General features: G+C 62.3%; 18 protein-coding genes. 6 read left to right on the top strand and 12 right to left on the bottom strand.

From position 1 onward, the window contains the following. Together G542_RS16775 and mdtD are read right to left on the bottom strand one after the other, a co-directional pair. Positions 1–662 (bottom strand): IS5 family transposase (locus tag G542_RS16775; RefSeq protein ID WP_155826684.1); only part of this gene is annotated, 662 nt, incomplete at its 3' end. A gap of 303 nt (positions 663–965) precedes the next feature. Further along, complete coding sequence (gene mdtD / locus G542_RS0111715; RefSeq protein ID WP_012698007.1) at positions 966–2,399, bottom strand: multidrug transporter subunit MdtD; 1,434 nt, start codon at positions 2,397–2,399, stop codon at positions 966–968. A 252-nt stretch (positions 2,400–2,651) separates the two neighbouring features. Here mdtD and G542_RS0111720 point away from each other — a divergent pair, with 252 nt between their 5' ends. The 3 genes from G542_RS0111720 to G542_RS0111730 all read left to right on the top strand — a co-directional run bounded on the left by G542_RS0111720 (position 2,652) and on the right by G542_RS0111730 (position 6,016). Further along, positions 2,652–4,082, top strand: coding sequence for an inorganic phosphate transporter (locus G542_RS0111720; protein WP_012698006.1), 1,431 nt, complete (start codon positions 2,652–2,654; stop codon positions 4,080–4,082). Positions 4,083–4,181: 99 nt separating this feature from the next. Next, entirely contained in the window at positions 4,182–5,204 is a 1,023-nt protein-coding gene (locus G542_RS0111725) for a L,D-transpeptidase (protein WP_012698005.1), read from the top strand. Positions 5,205–5,305: 101 nt separating this feature from the next. After that, on the top strand, positions 5,306–6,016 hold the full coding sequence (locus tag G542_RS0111730) for a murein L,D-transpeptidase catalytic domain family protein (RefSeq protein ID WP_012698004.1): 711 nt from the start codon (positions 5,306–5,308) through the stop codon (positions 6,014–6,016). Positions 6,017–6,113: 97 nt separating this feature from the next. On the opposite strand, the gene G542_RS0111735 is transcribed toward G542_RS0111730, so the two are convergent. The 8 genes from G542_RS0111735 to minC form a co-directional block, all read right to left on the bottom strand. Beyond that, positions 6,114–6,359, bottom strand: coding sequence for a DUF2442 domain-containing protein (locus G542_RS0111735; protein ID WP_012698003.1), 246 nt, complete (start codon positions 6,357–6,359; stop codon positions 6,114–6,116). Positions 6,360–6,404: 45 nt separating this feature from the next. Then, on the bottom strand, positions 6,405–7,427 hold the full coding sequence (gene murB, locus G542_RS0111740; protein WP_012698002.1) for a UDP-N-acetylmuramate dehydrogenase: 1,023 nt from the start codon (positions 7,425–7,427) through the stop codon (positions 6,405–6,407). After that, a complete protein-coding gene (locus tag G542_RS0111745; RefSeq protein ID WP_012698001.1) occupies positions 7,424–8,848 on the bottom strand; it encodes an MATE family efflux transporter in 1,425 nt (474 codons plus the stop codon). Before G542_RS0111745 ends, murB begins: the two co-directional genes overlap by 4 nt. Positions 8,849–8,926: 78 nt before the next feature. Then, positions 8,927–9,247 carry a hypothetical protein gene (locus G542_RS18550; RefSeq protein ID WP_012698000.1) on the bottom strand — a complete coding sequence of 107 codons (321 nt, stop codon included), beginning with the start codon at positions 9,245–9,247 and terminating at the stop codon, positions 8,927–8,929. Positions 9,248–9,433: 186 nt separating this feature from the next. Further along, entirely contained in the window at positions 9,434–10,393 is a 960-nt protein-coding gene (locus G542_RS0111755) for a LysR substrate-binding domain-containing protein (RefSeq protein ID WP_012697999.1), read from the bottom strand. Continuing rightward, on the bottom strand, positions 10,390–10,659 hold the full coding sequence (minE, locus tag G542_RS0111760) for a cell division topological specificity factor MinE (protein ID WP_012697998.1): 270 nt from the start codon (positions 10,657–10,659) through the stop codon (positions 10,390–10,392). The genes G542_RS0111755 and minE overlap by 4 nt, the downstream gene beginning before the upstream one ends. Before the next feature lie 3 nt (positions 10,660–10,662). After that, positions 10,663–11,472, bottom strand: a complete 810-nt coding sequence (gene minD, locus G542_RS0111765; RefSeq protein WP_012697997.1) for a septum site-determining protein MinD — start codon at positions 11,470–11,472, stop codon at positions 10,663–10,665. A gap of 63 nt (positions 11,473–11,535) precedes the next feature. Then, the gene (gene minC, locus G542_RS0111770; protein ID WP_012697996.1) at positions 11,536–12,219 is read right to left on the bottom strand and encodes a septum site-determining protein MinC; all 684 of its coding nucleotides are present in this window, start codon (positions 12,217–12,219) and stop codon (positions 11,536–11,538) included. Positions 12,220–12,467: 248 nt separating this feature from the next. On the opposite strand from minC, the gene G542_RS0111775 reads away from it, so the two are divergent. From G542_RS0111775 to G542_RS0111785, 3 genes are all read left to right on the top strand, one after another. Further along, the gene (locus G542_RS0111775) at positions 12,468–13,028 is read left to right on the top strand and encodes a phasin family protein (protein ID WP_012697995.1); all 561 of its coding nucleotides are present in this window, start codon (positions 12,468–12,470) and stop codon (positions 13,026–13,028) included. Positions 13,029–13,193: 165 nt separating this feature from the next. Beyond that, a complete protein-coding gene (locus G542_RS16780; protein ID WP_081666828.1) occupies positions 13,194–14,675 on the top strand; it encodes an exonuclease domain-containing protein in 1,482 nt (493 codons plus the stop codon). Next, positions 14,672–15,082 (top strand): hypothetical protein, encoded by a 411-nt coding sequence (locus G542_RS0111785; protein ID WP_012697993.1) that lies wholly within the window; start codon positions 14,672–14,674, stop codon positions 15,080–15,082. Before G542_RS16780 ends, G542_RS0111785 begins: the two co-directional genes overlap by 4 nt. Before the next feature lie 50 nt (positions 15,083–15,132). Here G542_RS0111785 and G542_RS18090 read toward each other — a convergent pair whose 3' ends face one another. Together G542_RS18090 and G542_RS18555 are read right to left on the bottom strand one after the other, a co-directional pair. Beyond that, positions 15,133–15,645: a Csu type fimbrial protein gene (locus tag G542_RS18090; RefSeq protein WP_012697992.1), complete on the bottom strand. Its 513-nt coding sequence runs from the start codon at positions 15,643–15,645 to the stop codon at positions 15,133–15,135. Then, the gene (locus tag G542_RS18555; protein WP_162142361.1) at positions 15,621–16,319 is read right to left on the bottom strand and encodes a fimbria/pilus outer membrane usher protein; all 699 of its coding nucleotides are present in this window, start codon (positions 16,317–16,319) and stop codon (positions 15,621–15,623) included. The genes G542_RS18090 and G542_RS18555 overlap by 25 nt, the downstream gene beginning before the upstream one ends. Between the last annotated feature and the right edge of the window lie 7 nt (positions 16,320–16,326).

The following is a 16,326-nucleotide window of genomic DNA, read 5'->3' on the forward strand; positions in this document are numbered from 1 at the left end:
GTTCCGTCGTGGTGGCACGATGACCGTGGCCCCCGTGAGTGAACCTCACGATAGAAGAAGCCCCGGGTATCGTAAGCGCCGTCACCGCTGACGCTCGCCAGCAGCTCTGCCGGGTCCAGCTGCGACAACAGTTCTTCCGCTTGTGTGGTGTCTCCCTGTCGGTGGCCGGTCATCTCCACTGCCCGGACATCCAGCGTCTCAGCATCAATGGCCAGATGGACCTTGCGCCAGGTCCGGCGGTATTCGGTGCCATGCTTTTTGACCTTCCATTCGCCTTCGCCACAGATATTGAGCCCTGTGCTGTCGACCAGCGGATGCAAGGGTTCAGTCCGCCGCTGCACCGGAATAGTGACGGTCAGGGTGGCCTGCCGCCGGCTGACGGTGCTGAAACAGGGTGCCGGCCACTCCAGCCCGGGCAACTTCAACAGGCTGCAGACCAGGCCGCGCGCTTGCCGCAAGGCGAGCTTGAACAACAACTTCAGTGTCAGCACCGTTTGAATCACGGCATCGGTGTAAACCGCTGGCCACCCGTTAGCCCCGGTACATCCACCCAGCCAGGTCATGTGGGGTGACAGCCACACCGTCAGATTACTGCGGTTCTGCAGGCTGCGGTTGTATTCAGGCCAGTGGGGGGGGCGATAGTGGAGCTTGTGCGGGTTCATGGGACCAGTCTACCTCGCACTACCCGGGTAGCTCGGCAGGACTTCTGCAACAAGGCCATCTCGCTAGACTATCGGGAGTGCTGGACGCATTGGCCTAACACTTTCAGTGCGCTACCTTCATGTCATAGCAAATTGCTGCTGAACTGCAAGTGGGTTTTAATGGATGTATTTGTTGTCAAACTCTGCGTCAAGCAGCTGCCTGACTGGATGGTATGACTATATGAATATGCAAAAAGTGACTGTTTGATGTTCTATATCGGCAATGTGTGCAAATAAAAAACCAGTTATTTGTGGGTTTGAAACTTAATGTTCTTCAACTGTACCGCTGTTTGTTTTTTGTCCGGCATGAGGATGGAGCTGCAGGAAAATCATCACGGCAATGATGCTCATGATGCCTATGCAGACATACGTGGCATGAAAAGCTGACAGGATTTGCGCCGGCAAGAGCTGCTGATAGGCATGCTGGCCGACAAATCCGTTGAGGAGTGCCGCCGATGCAGCAATTCCCAGACTCATGGCCAGTTGCATGACGACAGACAGCAGACTGTTGCCGCTGCTGGCAAGGTTTCCGCCCAGATCGATCAGGGTCAGGGTATTCATGGCCGTAAACTGGATCGAGTTGACTGCACCGAAGATTGCCAGATAGACGTAAATGATCCATTCCGGGATCTGGTTGGAAATCAGGGCAAAGCCGGCAATCATGATGCCCAGCAAAAAGGTGTTGATGGTCAGCACTTGCCGGTAGGAATAGCGTCTCAGCAGGAACGTGGCTGCCGGTTTGGCCGACATGGCAGCCAGCGCCAGCGGTGCCATGGTCAGGCCCGCCTTGAACGGGCTGTATCCCAGGGCGGTCTGGAAAAACAGAGGGGTCAGGAACGGCATGGCGCCGCTGCCCAGACGGGCAAACATGTTGCCCAGAATGCCGAGGGAAAACGTATGGATCCGGAACAGGGCCAAGCTGAAAATCGGCTCGTCAGTCCTTGAGGCATGCAACCAGTAAGCCGCCAGGCTGGCCAGTCCCAGCAAAAGCAGCAGCAAGACTTGGGCATGGGCCAGTTGCAGTTCGCCCAGTCCTTGCAGTGAAAAGGACAGGGTAACCATGGCGAGGCTGAACAGGACAAAGCCTTTCCAGTCAAACGGCAGTGCGGCCACGTCATCGCCCGCGGGCAAAAACCGGCCTGCCACCAGGAATCCAGCCAGTCCGATGGGCAGGTTGATCAGGAAGATCCAGTGCCAGGTCAGTACTTCCACGATCCAGCCTCCCAGGATCGGGCCCAGCAACGGACCGGTCAGGCCCGGGATGGTGACAAATCCCAATATCCGGACCAGATCCGCCCGCGGATAGCTTCGCAGGATGATCAGGCGCCCGACCGGCAGCATCAGTGCACCACCGATCCCCTGCACCACGCGTGAGGCGGTCAGCCATTCCAGTGTGGGAGACAGCGCGCACAGCAGCGATCCCAGGCTGAACAGCAAGATGGCGGTCTGGAAAATGCGCCTGCTGCCAAAGCGGTCGGCCAGCCAGCCGGAAGCCGGAATCAGCATGGCCACGGTCAGCATGTAGGCAATCACCGTGGACTGCATGCGCAGCGGGCTTTCGTGCAGGGACCGGGCCATGGCTGGCAGGGCCGTATTGAGGATGGTCCCGTCCAGCATCTGCATGAAGAATGCGATAGCGATGATCCACGGGATCATCGGACTGGGCGTGGTGTGCGTATCGGTATCTGAAGGTTGCATGCATCGTGTCCGCGCATCAGCGGTGACGGAAATGCCCGTATTGGCAGTTTCCCGGTGCGAACACCATGCCCGTCGGCCGCCTTTCGATCATAAACCCGTTTCCGGACTGGCGGCACCGGGTCGCCCTTTATGGCCGGTTTGCATGCCGGCCTGATCTGGCCCGGCTCCCGGGCACGCACTGGCTATAACACAACCAGCCGCATAGAGAACGCTGGCGGTCTTGCCTCCCCGTTATTCACCTGACTTCCCGTTATGGCCGAATTCTTTGCCGTTATGCCGGGCTGGGCCATCGCGCTGTTGCTGGTCGCGTTGGCCGCCGCGCTGTTTTTCGAGGCAATCAACGGCTTTCATGACACGTCCAATGCCGTGGCCATGACCATTTATTGCCGCGCGCTCTCTCCCATGACTGCCGTTGCCCTGTCTGCGGCCGGCAATTTCGCCGGCATTCTGGCCGGCGGGCTGGGCGTCGCGTTTGCCATCCTGCACATCCTGCCGGTGGACCTGTTGCTGGCAACCGACCTGCTCCAGAGCCTGATCCTGATCGGAGCCATCCTGCTCGGAGCCATTTTCTGGAATTTCACTTCATGGTGGTTCGGCATCCCGCTCTCGAGCACCCACAGCCTGGTCGGGGCCATGCTGGGAGTCGGTGCGGCGCATGGCTGGCTGGTCAACGGCAACTGGCTGGAGGGGGTGCGCTGGAGTGAAGCCGGTACGATCGGCTTGTCGCTGCTGGTGTCGCCACTGCTGGGTCTGGGGCTGGCCGTGGCCGGCTTGCGGCTGTGGCTGGCATGGCAGCCGCATTCACCCTTGCAGGCCGTCCCGCAAGCCGGCAGCCAGCCACCGGTAGCGGCACGCTGGCTGCTGGTTTCGTCGGCGCTGGGCGTGAGTCTGGCACACGGCTCCAATGACGGGCAGAAAGGCGTGGGCCTGATCATGCTGGTGCTGATCAGCATCGTGCCGGCGCAGTTCGCCATCAATCCGCATGCTTCGGTTGCCGCACTCGCCGGTACCCGCCAGGCTGTGCAGCAATTTGAAGCCTTCCATGCGGCTTACCCGGCTGCTCTGGCCAGGCTGGTGCCCCCCTCTGCCGGTGTGGCAGCGGCGTGCCCCGTGACCCGGGCTCATGAATGGTCTGCCCGCTTGAGCCGGACTCTGGCGCAATCGCCGGCAGTGTGGCCGGCCCGGACCCGGCAGCAGGTCCGGCAGGACCTGCTGTGCCTGAATGCCACCGTGAGGCAGATGCAGGCGCAGTATGCGTGGCCGGCGGAGCCTGCCGCGCAGCTGTCCCGGATGGCGGGCGGGCTCTTGCTGCTGACCGACTACGCGCCGCGCTGGGTCATGCTGGCGGTGGCGCTGGCCCTGGGTGGAGGAACGCTGGTGGGCTGGAGGCGGGTGGTGCGGACGGTCAGCGAACGTATCGGCCAGCAGCCCTTGAGCTATGCGCAGGGTGTGGTGGCACAGACTGTCGGTGCACTGTCGATCGGGCTGGCCAGCAGTCTGGCGATGCCGGTGTCGACCACCCATGTGGTGACCAGTGCCGTGGCCGGAACCGTACTGGCCCGCCGGGGAGCGCTGCAAGCCGGTACGGTGTCCGCCATCGTCTGGGCGTGGGTGGCCACCCTGCCGGTTACCATGCTGGTATCCGGCGGGCTGTACCTGTTGGCCATGCGGTGCCTGGGATAGAGGCACGTCAGGCTGGTTGGGACAAGCAGTTTGCGGTAACTCGCCCGCTGCCGGCGATCTTGGTAAGCTAGCCCCGTTCATGCTGCCTGGGAGACTGGTTTGCGTCGTATTGCCGTTCTGATTGCGGGCATGGGGATCATGTCATGCGTGTGGGCGCAGCCCGCCAGTGTTCCCGCGCCGTCAAACCCTGATGTTTCGCTGGCGGAAAACAGCGAGCTGAGCCTGAAACCCGGCGAATTCCGCTGGAAGCCGGACATTTCACCGGCTGGTCCGATCACCCTGGTGATCAGCCTGAGCGAGCAGCGGCTGTACGTCTACCGCAACGGAATCGCCATCGGGGTCTCTACCATCAGCTCGGGGCGACGCGGGATGGAAACCCCGACCGGGGTGTTCAGCATCCTGCAAAAGCGGGTCAAGCATTTTTCCAATAAATACGACAATGCTCCCATGCCGTACATGCAGCGCCTGACGTGGGATGGCATTGCCCTGCACGGCGGATCGCTGCCGGGCTACCCGGCTTCGCACGGCTGCATACGCCTGCCGCATGCATTTGCCCAAAAACTGTATACGGTGACCGGTTTTGACAGTACCACGGTGATCGTGGCCGACGAGCAGAGTGCGCCGCCGCAAGTCGCGCGCCCGGGCTGGCTGGCTCCGTCCGTGGTCGAGGGCCAGCCCAAGGCCGTGCCGGCCGGACTGTCGGCATTCTGGGATGATGCCGATCCGCAGGGCGGGCCATTGTCGCTGCTGCTGAGCCGGCAGGATGCACGCCTGTTCGCCTACCGCAACGGCCAGCTGGTCGGTGATGTGCCAGTGGAACTCGACGAGCCGGACGCCCGGGGCCTGGCGGTCTTTACCCTGCTCAGTACTCCGTCTGCCGGCATGACGCTGGACGAGGCACGCAACCTGCAATGGCTGACTGTGCACCTGAGCCGTCCGGAGCGGGGGCAGGACATGCTGGAGCAGGTCGGTGGCGCACGTCTGCCGGACAGCTTTGTTCCTGCCATTCTGGGGTCGCTGTCGGTCGGGACCACGCTGGTCATTACCGACCGTCCGGTGGACCGGCAGCCGGCTTCCAGCGGGAATATGCCGATTCTGGCCGATGAGGATGCAGAGCTGTGATCCTGTTCTAAGTTGCGGATTCTTAATGACATCCAGCGATTTTTGCGTAGAATCACCAGCTTGACCCGGATCGTACGTTTTCTGCGGAATTGTTGTTGATCATGCTTCGAGTATCTTCTGTCTGGCGCAGCGCAGCTGCGGCCTGTGCCCTGGTGGCGCCGCTGGCGCATGCTGCCCTGCCTTCTGCTGACGAACTGCTGCGTCTGGCACCGGATGCCAGTCCGCAGGCCATCCGCCTGGCGCTGTCGGCGGCTGGTTGTGCCGAATCCAGCCTGGATGAGCGGCAGGATTACCTGACGGTCATCGATTTTTCGCGGCCTTCGCGGGAAAAACGCCTGTGGGTCTTTGACCTGCGCCAGCCGCGGCTGGTGTTCGAGGAGTGGGTCACGCACGGCAAGAACAGTGGTGGTGACCTGGCCAGCACGTTTTCCAACCGGCCCAACAGCTACCAGACTTCACTCGGCCTGTTCCGCACCGGTGCCACCTACCGGGGCAAGCACGGTACTTCGCTGCGGCTGGAAGGGCTGGAGCCGGGCATCAACCACAACAGCAAGGCCCGCGGCATCGTGATCCATTCGGCGGCCTATGCCGATCCGGGCGTGGTGCCGAGCCTGGGCCGGCTCGGCCGCAGCGAAGGCTGCCCGGCCGTGCGGCCGGCCGTGGCACCCGAACTGATCCGGACGCTGAGCCGGGGAAGCTATGTGTTTGCCTACTATCCGCAGCAGGACTGGCTCAGTTCGTCACGTTTCCTGGCCGGCGCCTCGTGCCGCACCAGCCTGGCATCGCGGCAGGCTGCATCCGGTCATCTGTAAGTACGTGACGGCCCGGTATTTCGAGTGTTTTTCAGCGCTGGCAATGCCGGGCATTTTTGATGCCTGACGCATGGCGACCCTGTTGCAGGAACGTGCGTCAGTGCTGCCCGCGCGCGTGGGCGTAGAGTTGCTCGCCGCTGAGTTTCAGGCCGTTGGACCAGACCACCTGATTGTCGCTGACCGTCGCGCTGCGAAACAGGGCCGGATCGGCCAGGGCGCTGAAATCTTCCTGCATGCCCGCTGTCACCCGGGACAGCCACAACGTGGCGCTGATCCCGTTGTCAAAACCGACGATCATCCGCTGGCCGTGCAGCGGCAGGACCTGTGTAAGGCGAGCAGTCATGGGCAAGTCTTTCGCAGTCAGGGTGATGGAGGAAGAGGGAAGTCGCTACAGGATCAGGGGCTCCGGTTCAAGGTCAATCCCATAGCGTAATCGTATCGTGTCCTGGACATGATGGGCGAGTGCCCGGATGTCCTGTCCATGCGCACCGCCATGGTTGACCAGCACGAGTGCCTGCCGGTCATGCACGCCGGCGGCTCCCTGGCGATAACCTTTGAGCCCGGCCGACTCGATCAGCCAGCCGGCGGCAAACTTGATCCGGCCATCACCCGTCGGGTAGTGCACGGCTTCGGGATGACCGGCCAGCACCTGCTGCGCCGCTTCGGCCGACAGCACCGGGTTCTTGAAAAAGCTGCCGGCATTGCCGAGCTGGCGCGGATCAGGCAGCCTGGCGCTGCGGATGCGGCAGATTGCGTCGGAGACATCCTGGGCGCCCGGCGTGTCAATGCCGTGGCTGGCCAGCTCGGTGGCGATGGCGCCATAGCCGGTGTGCGGGGTGAAACGGCGCGACAGGCGGAAACGCACGGCCGTAATCAGCCGCCGGTCCAGCCACTCGTGCTTGAAACGGCTGTCGCGGTAACCAAAGGCGCATTCCGTCCCGCTGACTACGTGCTGCTCACCACTGGCGAGGTCAACGCACACCACCGAATCGATCAGGTCGCCAGCCTCCACGCCATAGGCACCGATGTTCTGCACCGGTGCGGCGCCCACCGTGCCGGGAATCAGGCTGAGGTTTTCCAGCCCGAAGGCACCCAGCTCCAGCGTCTGGCGCACGAAGGCATGCCAGTTTTCACCAGCGGCCGCTTCGACCAGCATGTGTTCGCCGTCATCAGCCAGTACCCGGATACCGCTCAGCGCTACCCGCAGTACCGTGCCGGGATAGTCGCGGGTAAACAGCAGGTTGCTGCCGCCACCGAGGATCAGGCGCGGGCCGGCCTGAAATTCCGGGTCGGTCAGCATGTCCGGCAGCTGGGACAGGTGTTCCAGCGTCAGCAGCCGGGCTGCCGTTGCCGGCACGCCAAAGGTGGTCAGGGGCGCCAGGTCGGCACGGGGATGGACGGAAAAAGTCATGCAAGGGCCTCGTGCAGGGCTGGCTGGCGGCCATCGTTGAGTTTCTGGCGGGAGACATGCAGCAAGACGGCACCGAGGATGAAGGCCGCCAAAGTCAGGCTCAGGGTGAGTGCCACCCAGAACCCATAGGCACCGGTCGGCATGGCATGGCCAAACAGGGTGACCTGGTTGAGCCCGAGCCAGCTGCCGCCGCCCAGCCCCAGTCCCCAGAACACGACAAGGTGTACCAGCATCGGACCGGTGGTGGACTTGTAGCCGCGCAGGGCGCCGGTGGCAATGGTCTGGATTGCATCGAAAAACTGGTAGAACACGGCAAACAGCATCAGGCTGGCCGCCAGTGCCACGACCTGTGGGTCCGGCGTGTAGAGCTCGGCAATCGGGGTGCGCAGGAACAGGATCAGGGTGGAGCTGGCAATGGCGGTGACGGCGCCAAGCAGGATGCCGATCAGGCTGCGGAACCTTGCCAGCTGCGGATTGTTGGCACCCAGTGCGTGGCCGACCCGTACGGTCAGCGCCATGGCAAGGCACTGTGGCACCATGTAGGTGAGGGTGGTGAAGTTGATCACTACTTGGTGGCCGGCCACCACGGTGCTGCCCAGACGGGCGATCAGCAGGGTGACAAAGGTGAATGTGCTGACCTCAAGGAAGAACGACAGGGCAATCGGCAGGCCAAGGCGCTGGATCTGCCCGATCAGCTGCCGGCTGGGAGCCTCCAGCCGTTGCCAGACCGGGCAGGTGTCGTAGGCGCGGCTGTAGCGGGTATACAGGGCCAGTGCCACGAAACTGAACCAGAACACGATGCCGGTAGCCCAGCCGCAGCCGGCGCCGCCAAGGGCCGGCAGGCCGAACAGTCCGTGGATCAGCATGTAGTTGAGCGGTACGTTGAGTGCCAGTGCCGCGAGGCTGACCAGCATGATCGGGCGGGTCTGGTTGACGCTGGATGAATAGGCATGCAGCACGCGATAGAGCAGGATGCCCGGCACGCCCAGCGCGGCACCGGCCAGATAGCCGTTGACCTTGTCGGCCACGCTGGTTTCCAGCGACAGCCAGCCCGGCAGCCACGGCATCAGGGCAAACATCAGGGCGAGGCCGAAGAGTCCCAGTCCGGCTGCTACCCAGAATCCCTGGCGCACCACGGGACCAATACGGTCGAACTGGCGGGCACCGAGCTGGTGGGCGATCAGCGGATTGAGCGCCATGATGACGCCCGACAGGGTCAGGAACACCGTGATGAGGATGCTGGAGCCGATCGATACGGCAGCCAAATCGTCCGGGCTGACCCGGCCGGCCATCACGGTATCGACAAAACCGGTGGCGACCTGGGCCATCTGGGCAATCATCATTGGCGTCGCCAGACGCAGCAGCGCCGACGATTCGGTGCGCCAGGCACGTCGTGGCGGGGCGGGGATGGCGGAGGGCATGGCAAGACATCTACTGCAAAAGCGGAACGCGCGATTCTAGCGCAAAGCCCCGCCCTCACTCCATGCCGGCCGGCCGGGTCAGGCCATGCGGACAGGGCGGGCCAGCCGCAATTCGCAGTGGGTGACGAAGCGCTCGCCCAGCCGGGCATTGAGCATCAGTGCATCTTCAAAGGTGACGTCAGCCAGATACCAGCCCTGGGTGTGGCGTTCCAGCCGGTAGCCACGGGCGCAGGCCAGTGTCTGCAAGGCGGCAAGATCGGCAGTCTGGTGACCGGGTCTGGGCAGGCAGTAAAAACGGCCTCGCAGCGTTGAGCGAGGAGCCGGGGAGGTGGCGGGCCGGACTGGCGTTTCGGGTGCGAAACTGAATTCGGTGGCGGCGTCGGTTTGGCAATCGTACATGGCAGACTCCGACGACAGCGTACCCGGTCGGAACGGGCGACGCTTTAGCGGAATTTGGAGGGCGCCCCGCAAGTTGTCGTTAAAGCGGCGCCATGATCTCCTGCCGGAGCAGGCCAGCCATTCAACCGGTCAGGCAAATGGAATGATTGAATGGTCTGGCCAGTGTGCCGGCTGTTCCGGCTGGCGTCAATGCGCGGCGCAGCGCCCCGGGACCAGCGGCTCGCCGCGGTCATCCAGCATCTGCACCGGGCTCAGTCCGCTGGTACGGATGGCCTGTGCCAGCGCCCGGATGGCGTTCATGCGCGGGAAGTGGCGGCGGGTGGCGAGCACGACCCGGCGGGTCGGCGGGCTGCCGCTGAACGGCAGGATGCTCAGCAGGTCGCGGTCTCCCTGGCTGACCGACGTGGCCGGCAACACGGTGATGCCGACCCCGCTGGCTACCATGTGACGGATGGTGGTGAGCGAACTGCCGGAGAGGGCCTGTGCCAGCGGGTGGCCGTCGACCCGTGGCTGGGCATTGCGGTCGCATACGGCCAGCACCTGGTCGCGGAAGCAGTTGCCCTGCGTCAGCAGCAGCAGCGATTCCCCAACCAGTTCGGATGAAGCCACGGCGTCACGGGTGGACCATGGATGGCTTTTCGGGGTGGCCACCACGAACGGTTCGTCGTACAGCGGCAAGGTGACGATGTTGGGCTCGTCAAACGGTTCGGCCACGACGGCGCAGTCGATTTCGCCGCTTTTGAGCATGTCGGCGAGTCTGGCGGTGTAGTTTTCCTCCAGAAACAGCGGCATGTCCGGTGCCAGCACCCGCAGGGTGGGGATCAGCCGTGGCAGCAGGTAGGGACCGATGGTGAAAATGATGCCGAGCTTGAGCGGGCCGACCAGTTCACTCTGGCGTTCGCCGGCGATGCGCTTGATGGCCGAAGCTTCTTCAATCACTACCTGCGCCTGCTCGATGATCTGGCGGCCGATGTCGGTGATAGTGATTTCCGGCCCGCGTTCGAACAGGGTGACGCCCAGTTCGTCCTCGAGTTTTTTGACGGCGATCGACAGGGTCGGCTGGCTGACAAAGCAGGCGGCGGCAGCCCGTCCGAAGTGGCGTTCGCGGGCAACGGCGACGATGTAGCGGAGTTCGGTAAGAGTCATGCGACGGTGCGTTGCTGTGGTTCAGGCAGCACGATGTTGACTTCAAGCACTTCCAGATCGTCCTGGCGTTCAAGCTGTACCTTGATGTCTTCCGGGGCGATCTTGACGTATTTGGAAATGACCGCAATCAGTTCCTGCTGCAATTGCGGCAGGTAATCCGGTTCGGCCCGGCCGTTGCGTTCGTGCGCCAGGATGATTTGCAGGCGCTCACGCGCGATCGAGGCGGTTTTCTGGCGTTTGCCAAACAGTTTTTCAATCAGCGACATGCCTTATCCTCCAAACAGCCGCTTGAGCAGTCCGACTTTCGGGGCTTCCAGAAAGCGCATCGGGGTTTCGGCGCCGAGGAAACGGGCCACCACGTCCTTGTAGGCTTCGGCCACGTCGGTGTCGGTCAGGTGGATGACCGGCATCCCCTGGTTGGATGCCTGCAGGACGGCCATGCTTTCCGGAATCACGCCGATCAGCGGGATGCGCAGGATGTCCTGGATGTCCTCGACCGACAGCATTTCGCCCTTGTCGACCCGGGATGGTGCGTAACGGGTGATCAGCAGGTGTTCCTTGACCGGTTCCTGTTTTTCGAGCGCCCGCCTGGATTTGGCTGCCAGAATGCCGAGGATGCGGTCGGAGTCGCGCACGCTGGAGACTTCCGGATTGGTGACGACAATCGCTTCGTCGGCGTAATACAGGGCCAGTACCGCGCCCCGCTCGATGCCGGCCGGAGAGTCGCACACGATATATTCAAAGTCCTGTGCCAGTTCTTCCAGCACCTTGCCGACGCCCTCTTCGGTCAGTGCGTCCTTGTCGCGGGTTTGCGAGGCGGGCAACACATAAAGGTTGTCGCAGTGCTTGTCCTTGATCATGGCCTGGTTGAGGGTGGCCTCGCCGTGGATCACGTTGATCAGGTCGTACACTACCCGTCGTTCGCAGCCCATGATCAGGTCCAGATTGCGCAGGCCGACGTCAAAGTCGATGACAATGGTCTTGTGGCCTTTCAGGGCGAGCCCTGTGGCAATGCTTGCACTGGTGGTGGTTTTGCCTACTCCGCCCTTGCCGGACGTCACGACGATGATTCTTGCCACAGTGTTTCCCCTGTTCAATCACGAATTTTGGTATGCGGTTGCCATCAGTAAAAGTGGGGCAACTCAATCGGGCAAGGCCCGCATGACAATCTTGTCCGATTCCAGCAACACTTGCAGCGGCCGGCTGGCCAGCGCAGCGGGCAGGTCCTGCTCCAGCGTGCGCCAGATGCCGGCGATCGACAGCAGCTCGGCCTGCATCGACCGGACAAAAATCCGGGCATCACGCTGGCCGCGTGCTCCCGCCAGCGCCCGGCCGCGCAGGCTGCCGTAAATGTGGATGTCGCCGTCGGCAATCACTTCCGCTCCGGCACTGACCGTGGCCAGCACCACCAGATTGCCGCCGCGTGCATATACCTGCTGTCCGGCCCGGACCGGCTTGTCGATCACCAGTGTCTGCGGTTGCGGTTCGTCTTCCAGACGGGATTCGTCCAGCGCCTCGTCTCCTCCGAGCGGCAACAGGCCGGCATCGTCCAGCGCGCCTTCCAGACCGGCCGGGGTCGGGCGCACGCCGACCAGATGGATGCCGTACTGGGCGAACCGGGCGACCAGACCGCGGTAATCCAGTTCGACCGGATTGACCTGGCTGACGTCCAGCATGGCGGGTGTCCGGCTGAACGGACTGTCTGCCGAGAAACGGTTGTCCAGATCCCGGGTGATATCGGCCAGTCGGGTTGAGCGCAGCCGGATGGAGAACAGGTTGAGTCGCGCGGACTTGATGTCGAAGGTGTGATCGGCAGAGGCGCTCATAGGGGCCGGATCGCTGCTCGTGGATAAATGAATGGCAGGAAGTGTACCCGGAGCGGGCGTGGTTTTCCACGGCACGCCTGTTGTGGCGGAACGACGTTTTGGTGCGATGCACAAAAATGGTTTGACAGCTGGCGGCAGCCCCGCTTAAATAGCGTTAGATGTTGCGGTGCACAATGCCAAGTGCGAATACAGTCCGGCTGTTGGCTTGCACCGTTTGACCCCAAATCATTCATTACGGAGCAACCGACATGTTCAACCAGGCACAAGAACTGCAATCCCTGCAACAAGCCCAGCTGGAAAAGGCCCTGCGCCTGTCGTCCATCGTGCTGTCCAGCGCCGAGCGCTTTGCCAACCTGCAACTGGAACTGTCCAAAAAGCTGATCGCCGAGCAGGCTGACGTGGTCAAGACCCTGGCCGAAGTGAAAGACGTCAAGAGCCTTGCCGATGCACAGGCCCAGTTCAGCCAGCCGAGCGTGGACCAGGTATTCGGCATGGCCCGCAGCGTGTACGACGTGGCCGTCCAGACCCAGAACGAAGTCCAGGCCTTCATGGAAGAGCAGATGCTGGATTTCAACAAGCAGCTGTGCGCCAACCTCGACAAGCTGTCGAAAAACGCCCCGGCCGGTTCCGATACCGCTGTCAACGCCATGAAAAACATGCTGACCAGCGCCACCGCCGCCTATGACAGCGTGACCAAGACTGCCAAGAAGGTCAGTGCCGAGCTGGCCGAAGCCGGTGCCGAAGCTGCTGCCAACTCTGCCAAAGTGGCATCGGCTGCCGTCAACCGTTCGGCTGCCAAGAAGGCCTGATTATTCCCTCTCGTTGTGCTTGCAACGCCGCAGATCGTCTGTGGCGTTTTTTTGTGCTCCTGCGGCTGTGTGCTGCCGGACAGGGCGTTACAATACGGGCTGTGTGACGGCATCGTCTGTGGTGCCGTTTTTCTTTTCTGGTTTCATCCCCCTTAGCGTGTTGCCGTGTTTGATCGCCCTTACGTCATTGTCGACCTGGAAACGACCGGAGGTCACATCACCCGTGACCGGATTACCGAAATCGGCCTGGTCGAAGTCAGCCACGGGGTCACGACCCGCTGGTCCCAGCTCGTTAACCCCGGTCAGCCGATTCCGCCGTTCATTGAAGAAATGACCGGCATCAGCGATGCCATGGTGGCGGAGGCCCCACCTTTTGCCGAACTGGCACCGGCACTGCTGGCGCGCCTGAACGGCAAGCTGCTGATCGCGCACAACGCCCGCTTTGACTACGGCTTTCTGAAAAACGAATTTCGCCGGCTGGGGCTGACCTTCACCACCGATCCGCTCTGCACCGTCAAGCTGTCGCGCCGGCTCTATCCGCAGCATGCCAAGCACAGCCTTGACAGCCTGATTGCCCGGCACGGCATCGACGTGCCTCCCGGCATGCGCCACCGGGCGCTGGGAGATGCCGAGGCGGTGTACGTGTTCCTGCAAACCGCCGTTGCCGAACTGGGACAGGATGCGGTCCGGGCTGCGGCGGCAGACTTGCTGGCTGCCGTCGAGCTGCCCGAAGGCGTTGGCGCTGGTCTGGTCGACCATTTGCCGGACGTGCCAGGCGTATTCCGCCTGATGGCGGCAGACGGCACCGTGTTGCATGTCGGCAAGGCCGCCAACCTGCGTGCCAGTGTCTTGCGTTATTTCCAGCCGCGGGTCCGCAACCAGAAAGAGGCCCGGCTGGCGGCACGGGTTGCCAGTGTCGTCTGGGACGAAACACTGGGCGAGTTCGGTGCTGCGCTGCGCGAAGTCCGGATTCTTGGGCAGTTGCCGGCTCCGCTGGCCGGAGGCAAGGGACGGGCAGACGAGACCGCGCTCTCCTGGCGGCTGGTGGCCGACGAGCAAGGGTATCTGGGCCCGGTGCCGGTGCCCTTGGCTGAGGCTCTGGCCGGGCACGCTGGCCGGTGTTTCGGCGTATTCCGCAATCCGCGCGAAGCGCAGCGGCGGCTGGCGACGTTTGCCGACAGTTACAAGCTGTGCTGCAAACGGCTGGGACTGGAACAGTCGCGCAGTGGCCGTCCCTGTTCTGCCCATTCTTTGGGGCGTTGCCGCGGAGCCTGTCTGGGGCGGGAAAGTGCGGCACAGTTCAATACCCGGCTTGAGAGCGTGCTGGCGCGCCATGCCTTGCCATCGTGGCCGTTTGACGATGCACTGGCCGTTGTCGAGCAGGACGTGGTAACCGGCCGGTGCGAGCGGCACCTGTTTGCCGACTGGCGTTATCTGGGCAGCTTTACGGCAGATGGTGAATGGCTGGAGGCTGGTGATGCCGTGAATGTGGACCTGTTCAAGCTGCTTCAGGCCACCATCCGGCAGCCTCCGGCTTCGCTGCAACTGGATCCTTGTCCGCTTGCTGTGGTGCCGGAGTTGGGCCGGGGCCCGACTCAAGGTAAGGTAACGACCTCAATGACTGGATCCGACCGGAGAGAACAATGACGGGAATTACAGGTTGGCTGGCCGGAGTGCTGATTACCGGCATGCTGTGCACGGGGACGGCCCTGGCGGCATCCTCGTCGGTCATGTCCCTTGGGCAGAATGCTGCCGCTGTTTCCGGCAGCGTCAAAGGCAGCCAGGTGCGTGACTACCGGTTTGAAGGGCGAGAGGGCGAGCAGGTGCGCTTGACGGTTACCGGGCATCCGGCAGCCTATTTCCTGTTGTGGAATGACGAGCAGCAGACCATGCCGATTGCCGAAACCCGTGACTGGATGGGGGTTTTGCCTGCTGACGGCAGTTATGTGGTGCGCGTGTTCGTGTACCGCAGCAATGCTGAAAAGGGCGAGCGTGCCGATTACCGGTTGCGCGTGCAGCGCCTTGGCAAGGTCAAGGGCAGCGGCCAGAAATGAATGAAGGCCGGCCGTAAAACGGCCATGCAACAGCCAGGAGTGGACAGAGGCTAGTAATAGGTCAGTGTCACGGTCGGCGTGTCTGAGTACGAACCTGGCGTCAGCATTTGTCCCGCAGGAATGCTCCCGTAAACGGGATAACTTCTGGATACGTTTCCCAGCAATACCAGAGTCAGTGAGTCCGATATTTTCTGGCTGCCTTCGGTGCCGTCGCCCCAGATGATTGAACGGGTGGCATTGGTGTACAAAGAATACGCCATCATGTTTGAACCGTTGGCCATCCTGCGGGTACTGACTCCCGTTTGCGGATATGCACCTGCCGATATTGCAATATCGTATGGCACCAGCAGGCCTGCCACGCCTCCGCAACTGACATCCACTGATCCGGTGCCGGTCAGGGGTGTTGGTGAAAAAACATTGTAGGTGCCGAATGCCACACTGGTGACACTGACGCTGCAACTGCATGCCAGCGTGCAGAGTGCATGTGCCTGTTGAACATGAAAAGCACAAATGGCCAGCAGGATTGCTGGCAGAAAATTCACCGGCTTGATGTTTTTTGGCATGAAAGAGTCCCAAGGTCAGGGAGTGCTGCCCCGATTGTTCCGGGCAGCATGGCGTAACAGGATCCTGAATCCCAACTGGCGGTAATCCGGGTAACGGGTGTGGCCGGAGCAACGAAGACTTTCCCGTCAAGTCCGGCCTGCCCCAACGGCTGCTGGTCAGATGTCTGTATCAAGGCGCCAGCCGGGACAAATTGCCCGTTGTCATCGACCAGCCGGAAGCTGAAGCCGCTTTGTGGCATCAGCCTGAAATTGGTGATGCCACCACTGCGCCATGCCGGAACCACATTCCGTTCAAATGTCTCGACTGTTGCATCCAGCGGCAGGTCATCAATGGCTATGCTGATCCTGTTGTCTTGATAGGCGTGCAGCCCCTGTACCAGTAACAGCCCTGTTTCATCCGTGCGTCCCAGCTCCTGGTTTTCCCGGTAGCCCCTTATATCGCTGAACGGGCTGGTATCGACGACGGTAAAGCTTTCATTGATTTTTCTGGATGCAAACAACCGGTTGCCGGCGTATGACAGCCCGCCGCTGGCAGCAATCTGGTAACCGGACTGGCCATTGCCGCCAGCAATGTCACCCGACAGTGTGGCATACGGGTTTTGCCATGAAATGCCGGCCTGGTAGCGTCCCGAATCGCTGGCCTGTATCCGGTGCCGTTGTCCATGGGCATGGATTTTTGCA

The organism is Laribacter hongkongensis DSM 14985, from assembly GCF_000423285.1.
Lineage (GTDB): Bacteria > Pseudomonadota > Gammaproteobacteria > Burkholderiales > Aquaspirillaceae > Laribacter > Laribacter hongkongensis.